This is a genomic window from Enterobacter cloacae complex sp. CARB60, from assembly GCF_036487345.1.
Lineage (GTDB): Bacteria > Pseudomonadota > Gammaproteobacteria > Enterobacterales > Enterobacteriaceae > Enterobacter > Enterobacter asburiae_D.
The window spans coordinates 1267672-1290349 of the sequence record NZ_JAZKLC010000002.1 but is presented as its reverse complement, the minus strand read 5'-3'; the positions used below and the strand labels follow the sequence as shown (position 1 = coordinate 1290349).

The 22678-nt window shown below is 51.4% G+C and carries 16 protein-coding genes and 1 pseudogene; 3 read left to right on the top strand and 14 right to left on the bottom strand.

What is annotated here, in order from left to right:
* Positions 1 to 5: 5 nt before the first annotated feature.
* The 12 genes and pseudogenes from V4835_RS07235 to tssB all read right to left on the bottom strand — a co-directional run bounded on the left by V4835_RS07235 (position 6) and on the right by tssB (position 17153).
* Positions 6 to 1679, bottom strand: a complete 1674-nt coding sequence (locus tag V4835_RS07235) for a LysM peptidoglycan-binding domain-containing protein (RefSeq protein ID WP_331411714.1) — start codon at positions 1677 to 1679, stop codon at positions 6 to 8.
* Positions 1679 to 4093, bottom strand: coding sequence for a type VI secretion system Vgr family protein (locus V4835_RS07230; RefSeq protein WP_331411712.1), 2415 nt, complete (start codon positions 4091 to 4093; stop codon positions 1679 to 1681). The genes V4835_RS07235 and V4835_RS07230 overlap by 1 nt, the downstream gene beginning before the upstream one ends.
* 974 nt (positions 4094 to 5067) lie before the next feature.
* The gene (locus tag V4835_RS07225; RefSeq protein ID WP_331411711.1) at positions 5068 to 5430 is read right to left on the bottom strand and encodes a hypothetical protein; all 363 of its coding nucleotides are present in this window, start codon (positions 5428 to 5430) and stop codon (positions 5068 to 5070) included.
* 7 nt (positions 5431 to 5437) lie between these two features.
* Positions 5438 to 6670, bottom strand: a complete 1233-nt coding sequence (locus V4835_RS07220; protein WP_331411710.1) for a hypothetical protein — start codon at positions 6668 to 6670, stop codon at positions 5438 to 5440.
* Between the two features lie 290 nt (positions 6671 to 6960).
* Positions 6961 to 8011: pseudogene (gene vgrG, locus V4835_RS07215) on the bottom strand (type VI secretion system tip protein VgrG); the annotation flags it as partial.
* Positions 8001 to 10661 (bottom strand): type VI secretion system ATPase TssH, encoded by a 2661-nt coding sequence (tssH, locus tag V4835_RS07210; RefSeq protein ID WP_331414094.1) that lies wholly within the window; start codon positions 10659 to 10661, stop codon positions 8001 to 8003. The gene tssH and the pseudogene vgrG, both read right to left, overlap by 11 nt.
* Before the next feature lie 168 nt (positions 10662 to 10829).
* Positions 10830 to 11321 carry a type VI secretion system effector Hcp gene (hcp, locus tag V4835_RS07205; protein WP_023325816.1) on the bottom strand — a complete coding sequence of 164 codons (492 nt, stop codon included), beginning with the start codon at positions 11319 to 11321 and terminating at the stop codon, positions 10830 to 10832.
* Between the two features lie 4 nt (positions 11322 to 11325).
* A complete protein-coding gene (locus V4835_RS07200; RefSeq protein WP_331411709.1) occupies positions 11326 to 13038 on the bottom strand; it encodes an OmpA family protein in 1713 nt (570 codons plus the stop codon).
* Positions 13035 to 13724 carry a type VI secretion system protein TssL, short form gene (gene tssL / locus V4835_RS07195; RefSeq protein WP_331411708.1) on the bottom strand — a complete coding sequence of 230 codons (690 nt, stop codon included), beginning with the start codon at positions 13722 to 13724 and terminating at the stop codon, positions 13035 to 13037. The genes V4835_RS07200 and tssL overlap by 4 nt, the downstream gene beginning before the upstream one ends.
* A complete protein-coding gene (gene tssK / locus V4835_RS07190) occupies positions 13721 to 15061 on the bottom strand; it encodes a type VI secretion system baseplate subunit TssK (protein WP_331411706.1) in 1341 nt (446 codons plus the stop codon). The genes tssL and tssK overlap by 4 nt, the downstream gene beginning before the upstream one ends.
* A gap of 17 nt (positions 15062 to 15078) precedes the next feature.
* Positions 15079 to 16623 (bottom strand): type VI secretion system contractile sheath large subunit, encoded by a 1545-nt coding sequence (gene tssC, locus V4835_RS07185; protein ID WP_032643506.1) that lies wholly within the window; start codon positions 16621 to 16623, stop codon positions 15079 to 15081.
* A 32-nt stretch (positions 16624 to 16655) separates the two neighbouring features.
* Positions 16656 to 17153 (bottom strand): type VI secretion system contractile sheath small subunit, encoded by a 498-nt coding sequence (gene tssB, locus V4835_RS07180; RefSeq protein ID WP_032643508.1) that lies wholly within the window; start codon positions 17151 to 17153, stop codon positions 16656 to 16658.
* A gap of 756 nt (positions 17154 to 17909) precedes the next feature.
* Here tssB and lpxP point away from each other — a divergent pair.
* Both lpxP and ypdK read left to right on the top strand, forming a co-directional pair.
* Positions 17910 to 18866, top strand: a complete 957-nt coding sequence (gene lpxP / locus V4835_RS07175; protein ID WP_063143503.1) for a kdo(2)-lipid IV(A) palmitoleoyltransferase — start codon at positions 17910 to 17912, stop codon at positions 18864 to 18866.
* Between the two features lie 357 nt (positions 18867 to 19223).
* A complete protein-coding gene (gene ypdK, locus V4835_RS07170) occupies positions 19224 to 19295 on the top strand; it encodes a membrane protein YpdK (RefSeq protein WP_099458937.1) in 72 nt (23 codons plus the stop codon).
* Between the two features lie 52 nt (positions 19296 to 19347).
* Here the strand turns inward: ypdK and alaC are convergent, their stop codons facing one another.
* Entirely contained in the window at positions 19348 to 20586 is a 1239-nt protein-coding gene (alaC, locus tag V4835_RS07165; protein WP_023308710.1) for an alanine transaminase, read from the bottom strand.
* 18 nt (positions 20587 to 20604) lie between these two features.
* On the bottom strand, positions 20605 to 20892 hold the full coding sequence (locus V4835_RS07160) for a hypothetical protein (protein ID WP_331411703.1): 288 nt from the start codon (positions 20890 to 20892) through the stop codon (positions 20605 to 20607).
* 79 nt (positions 20893 to 20971) lie between these two features.
* On the opposite strand from V4835_RS07160, the gene V4835_RS07155 reads away from it, so the two are divergent.
* Positions 20972 to 22678, top strand: coding sequence for a sensor histidine kinase (locus V4835_RS07155; protein WP_063143502.1), 1707 nt, complete (start codon positions 20972 to 20974; stop codon positions 22676 to 22678).

The window sequence follows — 22678 nt, the reverse complement described above, 5'->3', positions numbered from 1 at the left end:
CAGCCTCATAATTTATCAATAACGCTAAAAAGCCGTACATCTTTAACTTGATTACCAATAACCTTTGGACAATAAAAATTGAAAAGTTTAATATTTGAATTAATATATCCACTTAACCATTGTCGATGAGCCAATAGATAGCTTCCATCACAATCTTCCGCCCTAACTTTAGCATTCTTCTCTTTAATCTGAGCAATAAGTAATTTTTTTGCCCTAACCTCGCTGATTTCATTGTTAATAAACTTACATGCATCAGATACACCAAGGTGATGAGTTAAGTATATAATTTTAGCTTTATCTGCATCATTTAAGGAATCAATATTGTAACCAATACTCTTCAGGATAGATAAATTATACACTCCATAATCTACTGCAGCCATAATTGCATAAAGTGACTTAAATCTCATATTTAACCAATCTTGAATCGATTTTGTTGATTTTTGTGGGTATGGTGTTTCCCCGACTAAGTAATCACTTTTAACTATATCAGACATTGATTTCCAAACATCAGGGGAAACATTGAACTGAGTTTCCAGAACAGGAGTTTTATCTTTTTTTAGAACGGGCTTTCCTTGCTTATCCATTTTGGGTTTTTCAGCTAGTAATCCCATTTCTCTGGCTTTGTCATTTAAGAAGGTTCCCTTTCTAAAAGTCTCTCCAAACCATGTTTTGTTAAGAAACTGCGTCATCCCCGCAGCTGAACTTTTATACAGCACAATATCAAGCGGAGGTAAATCAGCTTTGGTTCTGGCTTCCTTTCTCTTTTTCATTTCGCCATAATTATAGCAAACTGATTCTTGTTTCCAGACCAACTCTTTATCTTTAGCCGATTCTGCATTTATTACCGCGGCAATACTTTGAGGTATAATCCCACTACGCTTAGAGGCTGCAATTATGTCATCCCAATAAATTATATTTCTTCCAAGGTTAAGATTATACTCATTAGGGCAAGCATGATTAATTTGAAGTACAGGATTCCCTTTACTGTCACGTCCTTTTGTGACTGTATTTAACTCTCCAGCTTGAGAGTCAAGATGACCGGGTTGACCATTTAATGCGGATGACGTCCCTCTAATTCTAACTTTCGGACTTGTTAGCTGAATGTTGTTTTTCGATTCTGATGGAGATATGTCTGCAATTTTTTTTGGCTCACCAGACCCAGCAGAAACAAACACCTGTACGTCGGAAACCTTATCGAGTATAAAATCACTAATTTTACCCAGATCGTTTGTCACCGACTCATATACCTCTCCACTCAATGCAACCAATTTCACTTTAAGATTTTGAATTGGTTTCTCAATAAGGTCCTGAAATGTAAATGACATAACACATTTTTCATGGGAAGGAGTTTCAGAAATCGATATCTCACCGGGATATTTATATGATGGTAATATAATTACTTGTCCAGGATAGATCAGAGAAGCATTTTTTATTTCATTATACTCTGCCAGCTCTTTTATCGAGATATTGTTATCCTTGGCTATTTTTCCTAGAGTATCGCCCTTTTGAACCATAATGACGTTATCTTTGGGATTAAGAGATTCAATATGATCTAACGGCACGGGTTTTTCTTCGGGATCATTTATGCATCGCCAGTCGGCTGACCATCCCAGAAGCCCATGAAAATCCGTTGGCTCATCAACAGGTTTGTGAAACAGGGGTATTAAGTTGTCAGCCATCACACCCCCTCCACCGGAAATGATTTGAAAATTAATCCTTCAGCGTCTGAACCATTCATTCCTTTGATCCTTGTAAACATGTGATTAGAGCCAGGAGAAAGAACTGGCATCTCCGGCAATTCAGGTCTATTGGAAGCTTTCTCTTGCCTGTCATAATGACCTGCACAGGTTCGATAGTCGCCAATAGTTGCTGACTCAATAGCATTGCCATCCAGAGTGATATAACTCCCCCCACCGTTAAGGGTGAGCCTCTTCTTTGCGATGATTCTGATTTCATCCTCCGTGCTGACAATGCTGATTTCCTTCCGGGCCAGCAGCGCCATCAGGTCGCTCTGCGCCTGTACCTGCACCGGCCCCTGGTTCGCGATGAGCTTAATCCCCAGCTTGCGAACAAACACGCTCAGGGCATTACCCACCCCGATGAACAGATTTTTCGCCACGCTGACGTCGGCATTTTTACCGGCAGTGGCTATCAGGTTCTGCCCGGCAGATACCTGCAGATGTTGTCCGCTGGTCAGCGCCATTCCATCCGGCGCGCTCATCAGCAGCACTGATTTTTTAAGGTCTGTCAGCTGCTGTTCCAGCAGCTTGATCTGCGCCTGGAGATCGGCCGGGTTCGCGGTTGCCTTCTGCGCGTCATCGGAGATGGACGTCATTTGCTCCCGGGCATCACCCAGATTGCTGACCGCCGGCTGCATATCCAGCACCTGACCCTGCGCCTTCGTCTGGCCGTCAGCGCTGATAAAAATGCCTTTCTGCGCACGAATGGCCCCCCAGCTGTCCGTCCTGAGCTCAAAACCCTCACCTCGCTTCTGCTTCTCAGCATCCACTAAATGTCCGAGATTCAGCTGGCTCTTGCCGCCGTACTCAGTGGAGACCTTGATATGCTCTTTCCCGCGCTCGTCATCGAGGCGGATTTTGTTGTTTGCCGGCGTCCGCAGGACGTTACGTTTGTAGTTGCGGATGGTGACGTGGTCACCGTGCGCCGAGTCATGCAGCACGCCGGAGATGTACGGTCTGTCCGGGTTACCGTCCTCGAAACCAATCGCCACCTCGGTGCCCGCAAGCAGCGGCAGGTGCAGACCGTAGGTGTCGCCTGCATACGGGCGTGACTGCCGCACCCACAGGCTCTCGAATCCCGTTTCCCAGCTGTCCCGGTCGAACAGCATATTGACGCGGTAGCGCCCATCCTTATCGATATGGCCGTAGGTGTCGTTCTCGGTGGTACTGGTGACGCGGGCCGGCAGCGTCCCTGCCATCACCGGGCGTGCCCCCGGCTCAGGGCGGTAGCTGAAATCCGGGCTGTCCGGAATGCCGTCAAAACGGAGGCGAAAGTCTTCATCCCGCCGCGCGTGGGTCCGCATCGCCGTAACGACCACACCCTGAGCAAACACGTCAGCCACTTCGTACCCGCCGGTGACTTTCAGCTGCATACCCGGAGAGAGCGCCGGACTGCTGGTGATGGCCCGCGTCTGCGTCTGGCCATTCAGGTAGCGCTCATGCCGGATGCGGGCATAAAACGCGCCGGACTCGGGCGCCGGATTACGCTCATACGCGCTGCCCGGCGTCAGATAATTGTCGGCATAGTGGTACGCTTCCCCGTACGTGGTCGCGTCGCCCCGGGTGACGTCAACCAGCGTATTCATATCCTCCGTGGCCTGCCGGTAGTTGTAGTCGCGGGTGCTGACCTGCTTCTGCACCACATTGTGGTGGCTCTCCATCCCCCACACCGAGTCCACACCCTGCGAGTGCTGCCCGGACGGCGGCACCGACGGCAGGCTCAGGCCTTTTTCATACCCCTGCTGACCATCGTAAAACTCCACCACGTCAATATTCAGGCGCGTGTCGGTGGTGAAGCGGAACCAGATACCGACCTCACCCAGCAGGCGGGTGATGAAGCGCAGGTCATTCTCGCCGTACTGCATCACCTGCTCACGGCGCGGGTACTCTTTTGTGAGCGAGAACAGAAAATCCTGGCCGCGCATGCCGTGACGTTCGCGCAGGATTTTTTCCACGATTTGCGGGACCGACATATCCTGGTAAATGGCGTTCTGGTGCGAACGGTCAAGCAGTGCCAGATGCGGCTGAAGCGTCAGGGCGTAATGCGTTTCATCTTTTGAGGTGCCGAGGCGTTCAAAACCGGTCACCACCCCCTGAATCACCCGCAGCGGCTGCTGGATTTTGATGCCGTAACCCTGGTCAAGCGGGGCCTGCAGCGTCAGCGAACCGGGCTTCATCAGCATCATCTCTTTGCTGATGCCGTGGTCGCGGCTGGTAAACTCAACACGGTAGCTGAACGGTCTGCTCAGGGCTTCGTCGCCTTCAAAAGCCAGCACGTCGGGTTCGGCTTCACAGCCCTTCACCACGAGCAGGTGATGGTTATGGCTGAATCTTATCGGGGTATTGATGCTCATTGTATTCCTTCACATTGGCAGAAAAATTATGCTCAGAAAAAAGCAGCCATGCATTAAGTAAGTTAATTATTGCTTAGTTTTTATCGTATATTCTTTATGAAAGTCTTTGCCAAAATGGATTGTTAATTCACGCCTAACTTTTATGCCTACTGATAATATAAAAAAACAGGTATATAGCTCATTAAGCCATAAACATTTATTAGACCCATCCGTTTGAAATTAATAATATCAAATCACTCACAGTTAGGTTCTGGCTGTTGAATAGCCATTTTGTTAGCATAAATAAAAAGCAATCAGTCCACTGCATTAATAATGTATCTCTCGCAATTAACCCCTCTACCAATTCAATTATTACTTTTATATGCATGTTATAATAAACCTCTTCAGAAGATAAATAACATCTATAAAAACAATAACCCTAGAATTGCTTGAGTATTTATCATTTAAATTACTAAGTAATGGTATATCACAACCTGCATTACAATTTATTGGATCCACAAAAAAAGTTTTGCACTCATATGCTTTTTAATAAAAACATATTCTGTATCTTCCTTGAATTCACCAGACACCTGCTCAACACCAACAAAAAAACATACAAGGGACAATATTAATACCATTGTGACAGCAACCCAACAACAATTTATCCTGTTAGCATTACCCATACCCCCTAGGATTATTTATATTTAGTTGGTTGCCCTGATTGAATTCTTTTCTCAATCCCCCTACAAACTCCATACCTAAATTACTAGGGCAGGATCTTTCGATTACCTCGTTAGGCTTTTTAGGATTACGGTAAAAAAACCTAGTATTCCTTGTACTCACCTAATGACTTTAGATATTTCCTAAATTATCTTTAGGATTTTATCCTAGGATCCTCAGTCATTCTTTAGCAACGAATCACCATTCCTCAGCGATCTTTTAATACTCATGATTTTTTTAAATTCTTTAATACTCAAAAATACTTTATTGCTTATTTATTTCCGAACATTAATCTCATATTTTTTTTCAAAATATTGTCCAGCACTAGCAACAACCCCTCCCCTAATATTGATTGTTACAACTCCCTGTAATTTAGGCTTGCCTTGTATGGTGAAATTATTATATATGTATTTAGTGTAATATTTTTTTTCAGCGAAGACCAGTTTCAATCCTGAGTTTGATGGATGGACTTCATAAGTCAAATCAACAATCGGTCCTGTACCTCCAGTGATGGAGACTGGAACATAATACTCCTGATTAATATACCCATCTGGCAAATTATTGGGCTCAAATATAAGGTTATTACTACATCCTGTCAAAAACAAAGAAATAATAAAGGTTGTTAGATAGTGATTCATTTTTTGATTATGGTATTTTTGTAAATACCATCCCCCCAAAAGTATGGTTAAGAAAGTCACCTAATGTTAATGATGCCCGAAGCGAATTATCTTTAACTTCACCCCATGAAAAAAGTCTCAACGAGACAGGCTCCTCTAAATTGGTTTTGTTAGTAATACGTCCCCCGTTTACTAACTTTAACGTTCCATCCCAAACAATCCAATGGTCTTTAAATGGAACATCTGCGCCTTGTTGGAGCATGCCAGCAGATATCAAACTAAAGATATGGACATCATTACTCATTAATGAGTTTAATTTACAAATATCGTTTAAACTGCTGTGATATAAACTTATATTACTAAATATTTTCTGCGCACCTATACTCAGCATCCATTTTTCAATATCACCCCATAATGTTATTGCCGATACATTATCGCCAACTGATTCATATCTTAACAAAGAATTAGATGAGTCACGCAAACTGGCCATTGTAATCCAATCAAGTGCGGAAACCCGAGGATGATTTGCTCCTGAAAATAAATCATTCACTTTCAACGTGCTAATACTTGGCTCAAGTAAGTAAGAACCCAGCCTTGCTTTACCATTATTCCACAGATCCCAGACCAGTTGCTCATAAACATCATATCGATCCATCATTAAACAATAATAAAATGCTGCAGGACCACATAGCATCGAATAATATTGGTTTGGATAGTATTCCCCTTCCGGGCCTAACAGGGAAGCAGCCTTTCTGCCTTCAAGTTCATTTTTTATATTATTTTTCGTGAAAGGGTCTAATGGATCTCCTATTGGATGTTCCTGTGCGACAAAAAATCTTGGCATACAAGTGATTTGTATACGGTGGATATTGTCACCCCCGCTCTCATTAACCGGTTTTGTCAGAGCTTTAGTTTCAAAATAGCAGACATTTTCGCGTTTATTTTTAGAGTACGCTTGCCCTGATGCCATTTCACCAAGTGTGTACATTTTTTTCGCAGGTGATAAAAGCACAGAAACCAACTTACCGCCGTGCTTGCGGTATAAGTTCATTTCCATAATGTAGATTACAGATAGATCATCCTCAGTTTCATTCGTTTCATGGGACTGAGTTTGATAATTCGAAGTTACTGGTTGTTTCGCCACTGACAGTAGCATATGTTTTTTATTATTGGCATCAGTTCTATACACATTGAGATCATAAAAAAGGTCGACTGCTGAAACATTCGATTCAATTTTTGTATAAATACTATATTTAGGCATTAATAGCCTCCGGCATCATATGTAGTAGAACATCCTGAGTCTATGCAGACGTAAACAACTTCGTATACCCCTCACCATCACTAACCCCCTCTGATACCAAACTATCAGCCAGAAATGCCTTGTAAGGGGTATTTAACATCGGTACGCCATTATCATCTACACACAAATAACGAATATTATGGCTGCCATCATTTATAGCGTTGGCTAAAGGTAGAATTCAGCGCCATTCCATCCGGTGCGCTCATCAGCAGCACTGATTTTTTGAGGTCTGTCAGCTGCTGTTCCAGCAGCATCGCCGTGATGACCACACCCGCAGCAAACACGTCAGCCACTTCATACCCGCCGGTGACTTTCAGCAGCATACCCGGAGAGAGCGCCGGACTGCTGGTGATGGCCCGCGTCTGCGTCTGGCCATTCAGGTAGCGTTCATGCCGGATGCGGGCATAAAACGCGCCGGACTCGGGCGCCGGATTACGCTCATACGCGCTGCCCGGCGTCAGATAATTGTCGGCATAGTGGTACGCTTCCCCGTACGTGGTCGCGTCGCCCCGGGTGACGTCAACCTGAGTATTCATATCCTCCGTGGCCTGCCGGTAGTTGTAGTCGCGGGTGCTGACCTGCTTCTGCACCACATTGTGGTGGCTCTCCATCCCCCACACCGAGTCCACACCCTGCGAGTGCTGCCCGGACGGCGGTACCGACGGCAGGCTCAGGCCTTTTTCATACCCCTGCTGACCATCGTAAAACTCCACCACGTCAATGTTCAGGCGCGTGTCGGTGGTGAAGCGGAACCAGATGCCCACTTCGCCAAGCAGGCGGGTGATAAAGTGCAGGTCGTCCTCGCCGTACTGCATCACCTGCTCACGGCGGGGGTACTCTTTTGTGAGCGAGAACAGAAAGTCCTGGCCGCGCATGCCGTGACGTTCGCGCAGGATTTTTTCCACGATTTGCGGGACCGACATATCCTGGTAAATGGCGTTCTGGTGCGAACGGTCAAGCAGTGCCAGACGCGGCTGAAGCGTCAGGGCGTAATGCGTTTCATCTTTTGAGGTGCCGAGGCGTTCAAACCGGTCACCCCCCCTGAATCACCCGCAGCGGCTGCTGGATTTTGATGCCGTAACCCTGATCAACCGGGGCCTGCAGCGTCAGAGAACCGGGCTTCATCAGCATCATCTCTTTGCTGATGCCATGGTCGCGGCTGGTGAACTCAACACGGTAGCTGAACGGTCTGCTCAGGGCTTCATCGCCATCAAAAGCCAGCACGTCGGGTTCGGCTTCACAGCCTTTCACCACGAGGAGGTGATGGTTATGGCTATATCTGATCGGAGGATTAGTGCTCATACGTTGCTTCCTGATTCCAGTCAAATTCCAGGCCGATCCCTTCTTCATCGTCCCAGCCAAGGCGTAACGAGTGCGGCGTCTGTTTTGCGGCCATGCAGGTCAGTAACTGCTGGCTCAGCACCGGCAAAATTTGTTGATTCAGCAGGCTGTCGACGTTGCGTGCGCCGGTGTCCGGCAGCAGGCAGGCGGCAGTCAGCGCGTCATACAGGCTCTCATCAATATGCGTGGTCAGGCCGTAGTGACGATGTAAGCGCTTGCTGACCTGTGACAGTTTCATTTCCACGATGGTACGCATGGCAGCTTCAGCCAGCGGACGGTAAATCACCGTCTGAAAACGCGCGAGCAGCGCGGGCTGGAAGTGGTCGCGCAGTATCGGACGCAGCAGTTCTTGCAGATCTGCTTCGGCGGCTTCCGGGTTTTCGTCCAGCAGCTGCATCAGGTGGTCGCTTCCGAGATTGGAAGTCATCAGGATGACGGTATTGCGGAAGTCGATTTCGCGCCCTTCGCCGTCGCGCATAAAGCCGCGATCGAAGACCTGATAGAACAGATTCATCACGTCGCGGTGCGCCTTTTCCACTTCATCCAGCAGCACCACGCTGTAAGGGCGCTTACGCACGGCCTCGGTGAGGATCCCGCCCTGGCCGTAGCCGACGTAGCCCGGAGGTGACCCTTTCAACTGGGAAACCGTGTGCGGCTCCTGGTATTCAGAGAGGTTAATCGTAATAAGTGACTTCTCGCCGCCGTACATGACATCGGCCAGCGCAAGCGCTGTTTCGGTTTTCCCCACGCCGCTCGGCCCTACCAGCAGGAATACGCCCTGCGGGCCGTTCTCGGACGTAAGGCCTGTTTTTGCCGCACGCAGACGCCGGGCGATAGCCTCAAGCGCCACATCCTGCCCAACCACACGTTTACCGATTTCATTTTCCAGGGTCAGCAGTTCGGTCTGCTCGTCCTTCATCAGCGATGACAACGGCACGCCTGTCCAGTCGGCGATCACGTTGGCAACGGTGCGGATATCCACATCCAGGGAAAGCAGCGGGGTGCTATGCTGCATCTCGTTAAGCTCCTGTTGCAGCCTATGAGTCTCACGCTGACGTGAGATATCCTGACGGCTTTCGCGTAGCTGCTCGGTGAGTTTCATCTCCTGACCGTACTGGGTTTCCAGTTCGTCGAGTGCCACTATCTGGCGCACCTCTTCCTGCTCAATTTCGCTCAGGCGCTCGGCATGGCACTGATTGCCAATGGCGATATCTTCCAGTAACGCCTGCTTTTCCATGTCGAGCGCAGCGATACTCGCGCGAAGGCGGGTTAGCTGCTCCGGTACCGTGTCAAGACTCATACGCACGCGGGCGGCAGCGGTGTCCAGCAGATCCACCGCTTTATCAGGAAGCTGACGTCCGGTCAGGTAGCGGCGCGAGAGGGTGACTGCCGCGCGAACCGCATCGTCGGTAATATGCACATTATGGTGTTCGGCATAGCGGGATTTCAGGCCACGGAGCATCAGGCAGGCGGTGTCATCGTCAGGCTCATCCACTTTTACCATCTGGAAACGGCGCTCCAGTGCGGCATCGCGTTCGAAGTACTGTTTGTACTCGGACCAGGTGGTGGCCGCAATAGTGCGCAATTCACCACGCGCCAGCGCCGGTTTCAGCAGGTTGGCAGCATCTGCACCACCCGCCTGGTTACCTGCGCCGATGATAGTGTGCGCTTCATCAATAAAAAGCAGGACAGGTACAGGCGATTGCTGCACCGCATCGATGACGTTTTTCAGGCGCTGTTCGAACTCACCTTTCACGCCCGCGCCAGCCTGCAGCAGGCCCAGGTCAAGGGTACGCAGGACAACCGTTTTAAGGGATTCCGGTACATTCCCCTCGGCAATACGCAGTGCCAGACCTTCAACCAGTGCAGTTTTGCCGACACCCGGCTCGCCCACCAGAATCGGGTTGTTCTTGCGACGGCGGGAGAGAATGTCCACCATCTGACGAATTTCGGTATCACGGCCAAATACCGGGTCAATCTTGCCCTCTTTGGCTTTGGCGGTGACATCAAGGGTGAATTTATCCAGCGCGTTCTGTAGCGCCGGGCTCAGCTCCCCCTCTTTCATTTCTACTCCAGCCGGGCGTCCGACAAATTCCACCTCACCACCATGGCTCTGTGCCAGCTCAGCTTCGCGCTGCATTTCCAGACGCTCGTCCGATTGCGCATCCAGCAAAGGTCGCAGGCGCTCCAGCTGACTCTGACCAAGGGTTAACAACGGCCAAAGGCCGTCACAACGTGCCAGTTTCGGTTTTTCCACCAGTGCCATCAGCAGATGGACGCTGCGAATATGCTCTTCTTCGTTAAGTGAAGCGAGTAGCCAGGCTTGCTGCATCAGAGTCTGGATGTCATCAGACAGCTGAGGCCGATGGCGAACAGAGCGAGGTTGTCTATCCAGCCAGCCGAGCAAATCCTGCCAAATGCTATCCATATCCCATTCGTAGCGACGCGCCAACACCGTCAGGTCACCTTCCCCCTGCTCCAGCAGCTTCAGCAGCCAGTGCTCAGGCAGAATTTCTGCATGGGCGCGGGTCTGGCAGAGCGAAGCTGCACCTTCCAGAGCTCGAGCGCAGTATGGATTAAGACGTCGAAGGAGGATTGCCGGGTTTTCCATGTTGGTTTTACTCACTGTTGAGGACCTGACAGGCACGCTACCGCCCCTGGCCGTTACCGAGGCCCATAAGGTCTGTTTCCGGGATATGATGTTTTCTTTGCTCAGCGCCCGCCACTGCAGACGTTCAGCAAAGAGAAAAGCGGACAGAGAAATCTGCCCGCTTGCGACTTACGCGGTGGCGCGTTCGTTCCAGGAATCGGAATGAATGATGTTGCCGTCTTTGTAGGTCCAGGTGATTTTCTCGTAACGCAGTTCAACGCGCTCAAGGTGGTTGTGCTTCTCTTTAGAAGGATCCTTGATGTCATACATTTCAGGATTCACTTTCACCACCTTCACGTTTTCCAGTTTGGTGTTGAAGTACTCCACTTCCTGGCCCGCGTCGTTGATTTTGTACCACTTGAATTCCGCAGACTTAAGGGTCTGACCGGTGGTCACAGCCTTGTACAGGTACGGGCTGGACGAGTCGATTTCCTTGGTGAACAGGAACGGGGTGTGGATACGGGTACCGGTCAGCTTGCCGGTGTTGTTGTCGGTCGGGATGTACAGGTTATGTTCCTGAGCGACAACTTCGATGCTGCCTTCACGATCCTGAACGTCCACAGAACCTTTAATGTCCGCGCCGCCGTCGTCTTTCAGCCAAAGATAAACAGGAATTGCCATGGAATTACTCTCCATTGTGTTGTGATGCGCCATCATCCTGCGATGACGCCTGGGTGTGGCCCGGTATCTGGCAGGCATTGGCCTGCGGTACCAGACTGATTTCGACACGGCGGTTGAGCGCGCGCCCATCCGGGGTGTCGTTAGTTGCGATCGGACGGCTTTCGCCATAGCCCTGCACCGCAAAACAGCTTTCCGGCACATCGCCGGTGTCACGCATCCAGTTGCGCACCGCTTCGGCACGTTTCAGGGACAGCGTCTGGTTCAGTTGCGGAGTACCGGTATTATCGGTATGACCGGACACGACAATCAGCCAGCCCGGTTTGGCCTTAACCCCCACCAGGGAATTGACCAGCATTTTGGTGGAACCCGCTTTCAGCATGAACTTGCCGGAATCGAACAGCGACATGCTGTCGAGCCGCACAATTTTCGGTACCGGTTTTGGGGTCGGCTGTGGTTTGGGTGGCGGAGGTGGCGGCACATACGAGCGGATCGCTTCCAGCACCGGCATCCGTAGACGTTCCCCTTGATAAAGCCCCAGACCCAGCCGGGTCGGTACGCCGTTACGGGCATAGTCATCCAGCAGCGTCGCATCCTCGCGGAGGACCGCAACGGCGCTAGCCTTCGGGACGTAGTCATCCATGGAGAGGCTGTCGTAACGTGCAATATCGAAACTCACGCGATGTAGCAGTTGGCGATTGTTCCAGCCACTGCTGAGCAGCGCGGCGATGGCCGCCAGGGTGAAAAGACCGAGGACACAGCGCCAGGTGCGGGCCCGGGGAGTGAGTCCTCCTCCCTCCGGTAGCAGCGGCAGGATGAAATCCGGGAAGGGTGAGATCACCGTGCTGTCCGTCCCCACCGGCTGCCAGCCGGCTACCTGCTGCATGGCGGTGTGACGCGACAACCACGCCGTCCAGGCCGATGACGCGAGGCTCGCGGCAAGAATCGGCCCCATCCCCCACAGCACTGCTGCAGGTGCGATGGTCGGAACATCAGGATTCTCATCGATAAATACCGCCTGGACATGCTGATGGAACCAGCTCATGAGGCTGTTCATCAGCACCTGCTGCTGCATCACGGGCGCACCGCCGGTGTTGACCCACGCGGCGATCGAACAAGGCGCATTCGACTCACGCCAGACGCTCCTCTCTTCACCAGGAATAGCAGCCTGCCAGAGCATGTCATCCGTCATCGCGCTGCCGATCTGACCATTCAGAATCAATGGCACAGAATGACCCGTCTCTTTACGCAGCTGGCTGATTTGCCAGCGCAGAGCCAGTAAACGACTTGTCAGGGCTTCGCTGTCGACGTGTTTCTGCGGGCAGATACTGACCATCACCGACAGCTGACGCCCCCAGTCCGGGCGCTGCCACAGTATCTGGCGGGCAACCTGCTCCAGATCCTGATGGTCCTCAACGCGGATCCAGCATCCCTGCGTGACAATTAGCACCGGTGACTGTTGCGGCCAGGTCAGCGGCAGATCGCCACAAACCAGCACCACGGGCTGACGATAAGTGGCTTCAGGAAGGTCATCCAGACGCAGGGTGACGTCATGCTCCGCACGAGGTCTGGTGATATACCAGAACACGAAGATAACCCCGAGCATCGCCAGCAGAACGAGCACCGAAGCCAGCCGGGAGACCGGCAGAAAAGCCATACAGACCACTGCACTCAGCAGGGCGGCCCACAGCGCAAGCCCGCGCTGTTGTGCAGAAGTCATTTTATGGCTCCCGGCAGCAGGGTCAGCAGCATCTGATCGAGCCAGCGATCCAGTCCCCACCAGAGCGCGGCAAGAACAATCACGCTTAGTCCAATACGTGCGGGCCACGATGCAAACCATCCGCCCATTCCCCGCCCTGCGCGGCTTTCTGCCAGAACAGGATGGGTCTGCGGATAGCTGAACGGCGCGACATGTTCACTGAGTGCGCAGATCAGCTTCTGGCGTTCAGGATCGTTCAGCGCACGAAAGTCTCCCAGGAATCCGAGCATCATTACCCGCTGGAAGCAGGTCAGTACGGCATTGTCTGGTGCAGGTTCTCGCAGCACATCACGCATCCTGTCACACAGGGTGTCGCCGGCGTCCATCGTGCCGAGGAAGTGCCCCTGCAGAGGAATGTCATACCACTGCACGCAGGCGTCATCCTCCACACCGCGTCCTTTAACCGCCTCATCAAGCAATGCACATTGCGCAGTGAGAATATGCTCACAGCTGGCTTCATCGAGTTCACTCGCTTTCAGTTCGCGCTGAACGCGCTCCACATCAGCGATACAGCGCTCCCACAATACCCGACCATCACCTTCCTGAAACTGCGGGCCATGGCGAAGGCTAATGACCTGAAGCCAGGTATCCTGCAGCAGGGCGTCAATATCAACAGACACGGCAGCGCCGTTTTTACGTTCACTCATGTTCTCAGTACCGCAAAGAGTTCAAGTTCAGGCTCGCCAAGCATGCCTGGGACGTAAAACATGCACGTCCCACTCTGGAGCATCTCAGTCGCCAGAGGATGGGAGAGATCGAGACTGAAATACTGATTTTCCAGGCGCAGCGGAATGGCGGCTGGTACATGGCGCAACGGCGTCAACGGCACGCCCACGCGGGAAGAGTTGACAATCCCCCGCACATGGTCAGGACTGCCCACCTTACACTGACGCGGGAACTGTTCCTGCAGTTGCGCCACCGGGATCGGCGAGCGTACAGAAAGATAGTAATCAGCCCCTTCGCGCAGACGAGGGTCATGCAGGCGAGCCTGCCAGAAGTGCAGCCGTGGGTCATAGTCGAGTGACAGGGCCACCACGCGGGACGGCAGGCTGGCTTCAAGCAGATCACCCAGCAAATCAAACAGCGGTGGAAACACCGCATTAAGTTGCTCGTGATGCCAGGCCGGTATGGCGCTCACCTGATGCTCCAGAGAGAAGGTCAGCAAACTCCCTGCAAGGCGAGAAAGTTCCGGATACAGACGTTCCGGTGGGCTTTGCAGGTTACGCTGGAACTGACCCAGCACGGGCTCGGCGCTGTTCAGCGCGTTGAGTAGCCAGAACAGGGATACATCTGCTACGGCGAAATCAGCCATGCGCTCATTGCTTTCACGCCGCATTGCCATCAGACGGCCCAGGCGAGCACGCAGTTGGGTCATCAGTTGTTCCAGTTGAGTTACCAACCAACGGCTCGCCTGGAGGGTCAACAGCGGAGGGAGAAACGTCTCATCTGATTGCCATGTCCCCTGCGAGTCTTGCTGCAGTCGGGCGACCGGGCAGGTCAGATAGTCGCTGTTGTTCTGATGGGCAAAACGCAGCGTCAGTTCCGGCTGCATCACGGCAATCTGACGGGTGTCTTCCCCAAAGGTATTGCGTATATCCCGCCAGCGCTGACGATATCGCACCGGACGCTCGGCTACCTCATCAGGCTTCAGGCAGTTGCCGCCGTTCGCCCGCAGTAGCGGGAGCGCCAGCACCACCTCTACCACCTGCGATTCGCTTTCAAGCGACAGCACTGGAGGCAGAGTATCGGTATTGTCTGTATCAATCAGCGTGCCGTCCTGAAAACGGACATGCAGATGACGGGCCTGCAAACGACCAAGCCTGAGAGCTTCCGGTTCGAAAGTGGCATTGATAACCCCCCACGGACAGGAGAGGCCCAGCCGGGCAATACATTCGGCAGACCAGGCCGCATACGCGACCTGTTGCTGAAAATGCTGGGGAGAGACCATAACGCCCCTACCCCATAACGGTTGTTCCGTTTTCATCGGCTTCCTGCCTGTTCTTACGACTTCGCTTTCGGCATCTGGGAAACCAGCGACAGGTTGACGTCCATACCTTCCACCTGGAAGTGCGGAATCGCATACAATTTCACGCGGAAGAAGCCCGGATTATCCTCAATGTCTTCCACCACGACTTTCGCATCACGCAGTGGATGAGACGCCTGCAGTTCGTCGCCCGGATCGGTCATTTCGGTCACCAGACTGCGGACCCAGGTGTTCAGCTCCAGCTCCAGCAGTCGGCGATCCTTGGTGGTACCGATGTTCTCGCGCTGAATTAGCTTCAGGTAGTGGGCGATACGCGACAGCAGGAAAATGTAAGGAAGACGGGCGTTGATGCGGCTGTTAGCCGTCGCATCTGCTGTGTCATACAGCGCCGGTTTCTGAGTAGAGTTGGCTGAGAAGAAGCAGGCGTAGTCGCGGTTTTTGTAGTAGGACAATGGAATGAAGCCCAGATTCGCGAATTCGAATTCGCGGGTTTCAGGGATCATCACTTCGCTCGGGATTTTTACCTGATTGCCGGTACCCAGGTCATACAGATGGATAGGCAGATCCTGAACCGCACCGCCGGCCTGCGGGCCACGGATTTGTACACACCAGCCATTGTTGATAAAGCTGCGCACCATGTTGGACGCGAAGGCAAACGAGGCATTGGTCCACAGGTATTTGTCGTGATCCGGACCTTTGACTTCTTCGACATAGTTGAAGCTGCGAACCGGAACGGTATCCGGGCCATACGGTAAACGACCCAGTACGCGCGGCATCACCAGACCGATGTAGCGAGCGTCGTCCGTATCGCGGAACGATTTCCACTTGATGTACTCTGCGCGGTCAAAATAGTTGCCAATATCTTTAATCGCCGCGACGTCTTCCATTGACTCCTTGAGGAAGAATTTTGGACCTGCAGAGCCGATAAACGGCATATGCGCAGCAGCGGAAACTTTAGAGATGTTGCGCAGCAGAGCGACATCCTGCGCTGAAGCATCAAACTCGTAAGCGGAAATCAGCGCCGCAATCGGCTCGCCGCCTGGGGTATCATATTCATCAATGTAGGCGTGTTTATAGAGACCACTCTGGATAATTTCCGGGCTGTCTTCAAAGTCCTGGCGCAGGTCTTCTTTAGACATGCTCAGCAGCTCAATTTTCACGTTCTGGCGAAAATCTGTTTTATCAACCAGCGACTTCACCCCGCGCCACAGGCTTTCAACCGCCTGAAACTCGTCATGGTGCATAACCGCATCTAACTGACGGCTGATCTGATAATCGAGCTCAGCGATATGGTGATCAATCAGGCTTTTATCCAGTTTTTCGACCTTCGAGCCTGCTTTGGTCAGACACTCCAGAAAGACCTGCATACCGGCAGTCAGACGCTCATCAGCGGTCGCATCTGACATCGCCTGCGCATCTTGCCAGATGTCTAGCGCGCTCAACTCGGAGACAGGACTCAGATTGATTTTCTCAAACAGGGAGGCATAAACCCCACCCGCAGCAGGACGTTCCAGCACCACGCTTTCACCGCCAGCAATATTATTTTGTACAGACATGAGCATTCCTTGATTAATCCGTTAAAACAGCGCGATGGTTAAGGTTGTTTTGATGCCAGTGCTGAAAGCTCATTTCGCAGCTCAGCACTAAGCGACTGGTCCAAAACGATTTTTTCCAGCTCTTTTCGGAAAGTCTGGTTATCCAACAGGTTGGCCTTCAGATCGCGCAGCAAGTTGCGCATCGCCAGCATCGCCTTCAGCTGCGGTATCTGAGCAGCCACCTGCTCCGGCGTGAAATCTTTCATATTCTGAAAAGTCAGCTGAATATTGTCCTCGCCGCCATCATCAGACAGCGTATTTTTAACGGTCAGATTAACTTTTGGGGAATATTCGGAAAGAACGCTATCAAAATTATTTTTGGTGATGTTAATCTTTTCGCGCTCGGATATTGTCGCAGATTCCTGCCCATTGCTGAAATCACCCGTAACGAGCAACTTCAAGGGTAATTCCATTTTCTTGCTTGCTCCGCCTGTATGCAGGTCAAGCTTCAGGTTAATACGTGCCTTAGGCACCTCATTCTGAAAACTGTCAGCCATCTCATCATCCCTCTTTGTTTTGCTATGCCAACTTCACGGTATCGTTCTTGATGCGCAATAATAGAATAATGATCGAAACAAAATCAAATACACAGATCTTTTATCTGCGACAAGAAATTTCTTAAGAATTTTCCACTAAAATATTATGGCAAATTACCCTGCCGCCTCAGAAAAAGACACTACTTTTGGTATGTAAACCGAATATTTATATCGAAAAAATGATTGCAGGCAGATAGACACCAGGAAAAACATCTTATATTGATTTACATCAAGAAGCCGAAACCAAAAATCATGAATGGACCGCAATGCTTATTGCGGCAAGATAAAAATAAGATATTTGGAAATAATCAATGAAAACTGAATTATTGATCGCATAAATAACACATAGGAAATTTCACAAGGAATATTCCTAATCACTCATTTAGAAGCGATAAATAAATTTCTTAAATGAGCAATCTGTCACGAATATATACGCCGCTCTTTTTGCCTGTTCACGCCCTCATCAGAAGATGAGCTACCTGCTCAACTCACGCAGACGGCCTGTTCTTGCAGCGATTGATTATAAAATCTGTAAAATCAAACACCTTCCGAACTGCCGCTTTTTTAATCAAAAACGAGTAATAGCACATATCGTATAACGGTGTTACATTATGCCGCCCACCCAATGTCAGCTATGGCCAGGTAACGCCGTAAAGATCGGTAAAGCCTGCAACCATGACCTTGTACTACGGTCTAATAGGCACGTGGTATCGCACTATGCGTTACTTTCACCGGCTCTACATAGGTTTCTCTATTTTGTCTCAATCCAATTTCAAACGCGCATTTTTGCACCCGCGTTACTGGTTTACATGGTTTGGTCTTGGCGTACTCTGGCTGTTGGTTCAACTTCCGTACCCTGTTCTGCGCTTGCTGGGATCGAAACTGGGCAGCGCTTCCCGCGTTTTCCTGAAACGTCGCGAATCCATCGCGCGTAAAAATCTTGAGCTTTGCTTTCCTCAGTACAATGCTGAAGAGCGCGAGAAACTCATCGCTGAAAACTTCAAGTCTATCGGCATGGCGCTGCTTGAAACCGGCATGGCCTGGTTCTGGCCCGATGAGCGTGTCCGCAAGTGGTTTGACGTGGAAGGACTGGATAACCTTAAACGCGCGCAGATGCAAAAACGCGGCGTGATGGTCGTTGGCGTTCACTTTATGTCGCTGGAGCTGGGCGGCCGCGTGATGGGGCTTTGTCAGCCAATGATGGCAACCTACAGACCGCACAACAGTGCGCTAATGGAGTGGGTGCAGACGCGAGGCCGCATGCGTTCCAATAAGGCGATGATCAGCCGTAACAACCTGCGCGGTATGGTCGGTGCTCTCAAGAAAGGAGAGGCCGTCTGGTTTGCACCCGATCAGGATTATGGACGTAAAGGCAGCAGCTTTGCGCCCTTCTTTGCGGTGAAAGACGTTGCGACGACTAACGGCACCTTTGTCATTTCACGTCTGTCTGGCGCCTCCATGCTGACCGTGACGATGGTGAGAAAAGCAGATAAGTCAGGCTATCGTCTGCACATCTCCCCTGAAATGGCTAACTATCCGGAAAACGAGTGCGAAGCCGCAGCGTTTATCAATAAAGTCATCGAAACTGAAATCATGCGTGCGCCAGAGCAGTATCTTTGGATGCATCGCCGTTTCAAAACCCGCCCTCTTGGCGAATCCTCGCTCTATATTTAAGCCCTTCATGAAGGTTAGTTTCGCTAAGAAACTAACCTTTTCAATCACCTGTCTTCCCGCTGAAAACCGTCTTTGATTGCGTCGCCCAAAGTAAATTTATTGCGAAGCGAAATCAAACTGTCGCCGTTCCACGACACTCGTAAGTGACGGAAATTATTTAAAAAAATGCCTCTTGTCACCCCTCATTTTTAGGCGTACATTAGCGCCGTATGGCAACAGGAAAGCACAGAATTCTGAGCTGGAGTTAACGGCGTAACGGGAAAACTCTCATTTCCGTTTTGACCGGATTTCAGTTCTCTATAATCAGGTGGACTCTGTTTTTAAATGCGTACCACAAGATACGCGGAGCGATGAAACGTGAAATATTTCTTTATGGGCATTTCGGTGATTGTTTTAGTCTGGGCCGGAACCTTTGCCCTGATGATCTAGTGAAGAACATGCAGTCAAAAAAACAGGAGCCATCGGCTCCTGTTTTTTTATGTCATGACGACGCGGGGTGTTCTGCGACACTCTTTGAGGTGAGAAGACCGTCGGCACGGAACATACTCTTGATGCCCCTCACCGCCTGACGAATACGGTCGCTGTTTTCAATCAGAGCAAATCGCACATGGGTGTCGCCATAATCACCAAAGCCAATGCCCGGTGACACACACACCTTCGCATCCTGCAGCAGCTTTTTGGCAAACTCCAGCGATCCCATCGCCGCATATGGCTCCGGAATTTTCGCCCAGACGTACATGGACGCTTTCGGCATTTCCACCATCCAGCCAGCTTCATGCAACCCTTTTACCAGCACGTCGCGGCGGCGCTTATACTGGGCGGCAATCTCATGAACGCACTGCTGATCGCCTTCCAGGGCAGCGATAGCAGCGACCTGCAGCGGCGTGAAGGTACCGTAGTCGTGATAACTCTTAATCCGCGCCAGTGCACTCACCAGCGTTTTGTTACCCACCATAAAACCAATACGCCAGCCCGCCATGTTGTAGCTTTTAGACAGAGTAAAGAACTCTACCGCCACGTCACGCGCGCCCGGGACCTGCATAATCGACGGGGCTTTCCAGCCGTCATAGACGATGTCAGCGTAGGCTAAATCGTGAACCACCAGCACGTCATAACGCTTGGCCAGCGCGACAACTTTCTCGAAGAAATCGAGCTCCACGCACTGGGCCGTTGGGTTCGACGGGAAGCCAAGGATCATCATCTTGGGTTTCGGATAGCTTTCGCGAATCGCACGTTCCAGTTCATTAAAGAAATCGACACCTTCCACCAGCGGCACGGAGCGGACCTGCGCCCCGGCAATCACCGCGCCGTAGATATGGATCGGGTAGCTTGGATTAGGCACTAACACCGTATCGCCATGATCCAGCGTGGCCAGCATCAGGTGTGCCAGCCCCTCTTTCGAGCCGATGGTGACAATCGCTTCACTTTCCGGATCGATATCAACCTGATAGCGATCCTGATACCAGCGCGAGATCGCGCGACGTAATCTGGGGATACCGCGAGAGGTTGAGTAGCCGTGCGTATCCGGGCGCTGGGCAACCGTGCAGAGCTTTTCAACGATATGCGGCGGCGTTGGGCCGTCAGGGTTACCCATGCTGAAATCAATGATATCTTCGCCGCGCCGACGCGCAGCCATTTTCAGTTCAGCAGTGATATTGAAAACATAAGGGGGGAGACGATCGATACGCGTAAAACGGCGTTCAGGACTGAATTCAGCCATAGATTCCTCAGATTAACGTTAGCGCCCGGACCGTCCGAGCGACGCTGCCACCGATGTGGCATGTTTAGAAAATAACCTGAAAAAAATCATGCTGTCGAGAGGGAAATGAAAAAAAAGCGATCGTCTGAAAACCGGAACCCGGCTGCGCCTAAAAGCGGAAGCCTCTGTTTCGGAATCGGCTTTCTGATAGCTGTTATTTAACATGATGATATCAAACCAGTTACCTGACGTTACGCGGGCAAGGAAAAAACAGGACGCATCGGTCACCGCCAGATAATCCCCTTTGCAAATTATGGTTTTCCTCATTTGATAAACCTGACGGATAGCTGGTCAATACGCGTCAGGTTTTTTATCATGGTTCTTTCCCGTTTTCCCAGGTCTCCTCGTGCACGAAATATTCACTATGCTGCTGGCGGTTTTTGACCGTGCGGCATTAATGCTGATTTGCCTGTTCTTCCTCATTCGCATTCGCCTGTTTCGCGAGCTGTTGCACAAATCAGCCCACTCGCCAAAAGAGCTGCTGGCCGTTACCGCCATCTTTTCGCTGTTCGCCCTGTTCAGCACCTGGTCCGGCGTGCCGGTAGAGGGTTCGCTGGTTAACGTGCGTATTATCGCCGTCATGTCCGGCGGGATTTTGTTTGGTCCGTGGGTGGGCGTCATCACCGGCCTGATTGCCGGGACGCACCGCTACCTGATTGATATCGGTGGCGTAACGGCGGTGCCGTGCTTTATCACCAGCATTATCGCCGGGGTGCTTTCCGGCTGGATCGGCCGAAAAACCCCGAAAAAACAGCGCTGGCGCGCCGGGATCGTCGCAGGCATGGTGTGCGAAACGCTGACCATGATCCTGGTCGTCGTCTGGGCCCCCACCACCGCGCTGGGGCTGGATATCGTCTCAAAAATCGGTATTCCGATGATCCTGGGCAGCGTGTGCATCGGTTTTATCGTGCTGCTGGTGCAAAGCGTTGAAGGGGAAAAAGAGGCCAGTGCCGCCCGTCAGGCCAAGCTGGCGCTGGATATCGCCAACAAAACGCTGCCGCTTTTCCGCCACGTTAACGCGGAATCGTTGCGTCAGGTCTGCGAAATTATCCGCCACGATATCCATGCTGACGCCGTCGCCATTACCAATATTGACCACGTGCTGGCCTACGTTGGCGTCGGCGAACACAACTATCGCGACAACGATGACACCATTAGCCCGACCACCAGGCAGGCGATTAACTACGGTAAAATTATTATTAAAAACAATGATGAAGCCCACAGAACGCCGGAGATCCACTCGATGCTGGTGATCCCGCTGTGGGAGAAAGGCGTCGTGACGGGCACCCTGAAAATTTATTACTGTCACGCGCATCAGATCACCTCCTCCCTGCAGGAGATGGCGATTGGCCTGTCGCAGATTATCTCCACCCAGCTTGAGGTTTCACGGGCGGAACAGCTGCGTGAGATGGCAAATAAGGCAGAGCTGCGCGCGCTGCAGAGCAAAATCAATCCCCATTTCCTGTTTAACGCGCTGAACGCTATCTCCTCGTCCATTCGTCTTAATCCGGACACCGCGCGCCAGCTGATTTTCAACCTGTCGCGCTATCTGCGCTACAACATCGAGCTGAAAGATGACGAGCAGATCGACATTAAAAAAGAGCTGTATCAAATCAAGGACTACATCGCGATTGAGCAGGCGCGCTTTGGCGACAAGCTCACGGTCATTTACGATATTGATGAAGAGGTCAACTGCGTGATCCCGAGCCTGCTTATCCAGCCGCTGGTCGAAAACGCGATTGTTCACGGTATTCAGCCCTGTAAAGGCAAAGGCGTCGTCACCATCAGCGTCACCGAAAGCGGCAACCGCGTGCGTATTGCCGTGCGCGATACCGGCCACGGGATTGATCCAAAAGTCATTGAGCGCGTGGAGTCTAACGAGATGCCCGGGAATAAAATCGGCCTGCTGAACGTGCACCACCGGGTCAAGCTGCTTTACGGCGACGGACTGCATATTCACCGTCTTGAGCCGGGCACCGAAATTTCTTTTTACGTCCCGAATGAACGCTCTCTCGCGCATACGACGACATCACTGTTGCCCCAGGTGGAGTAG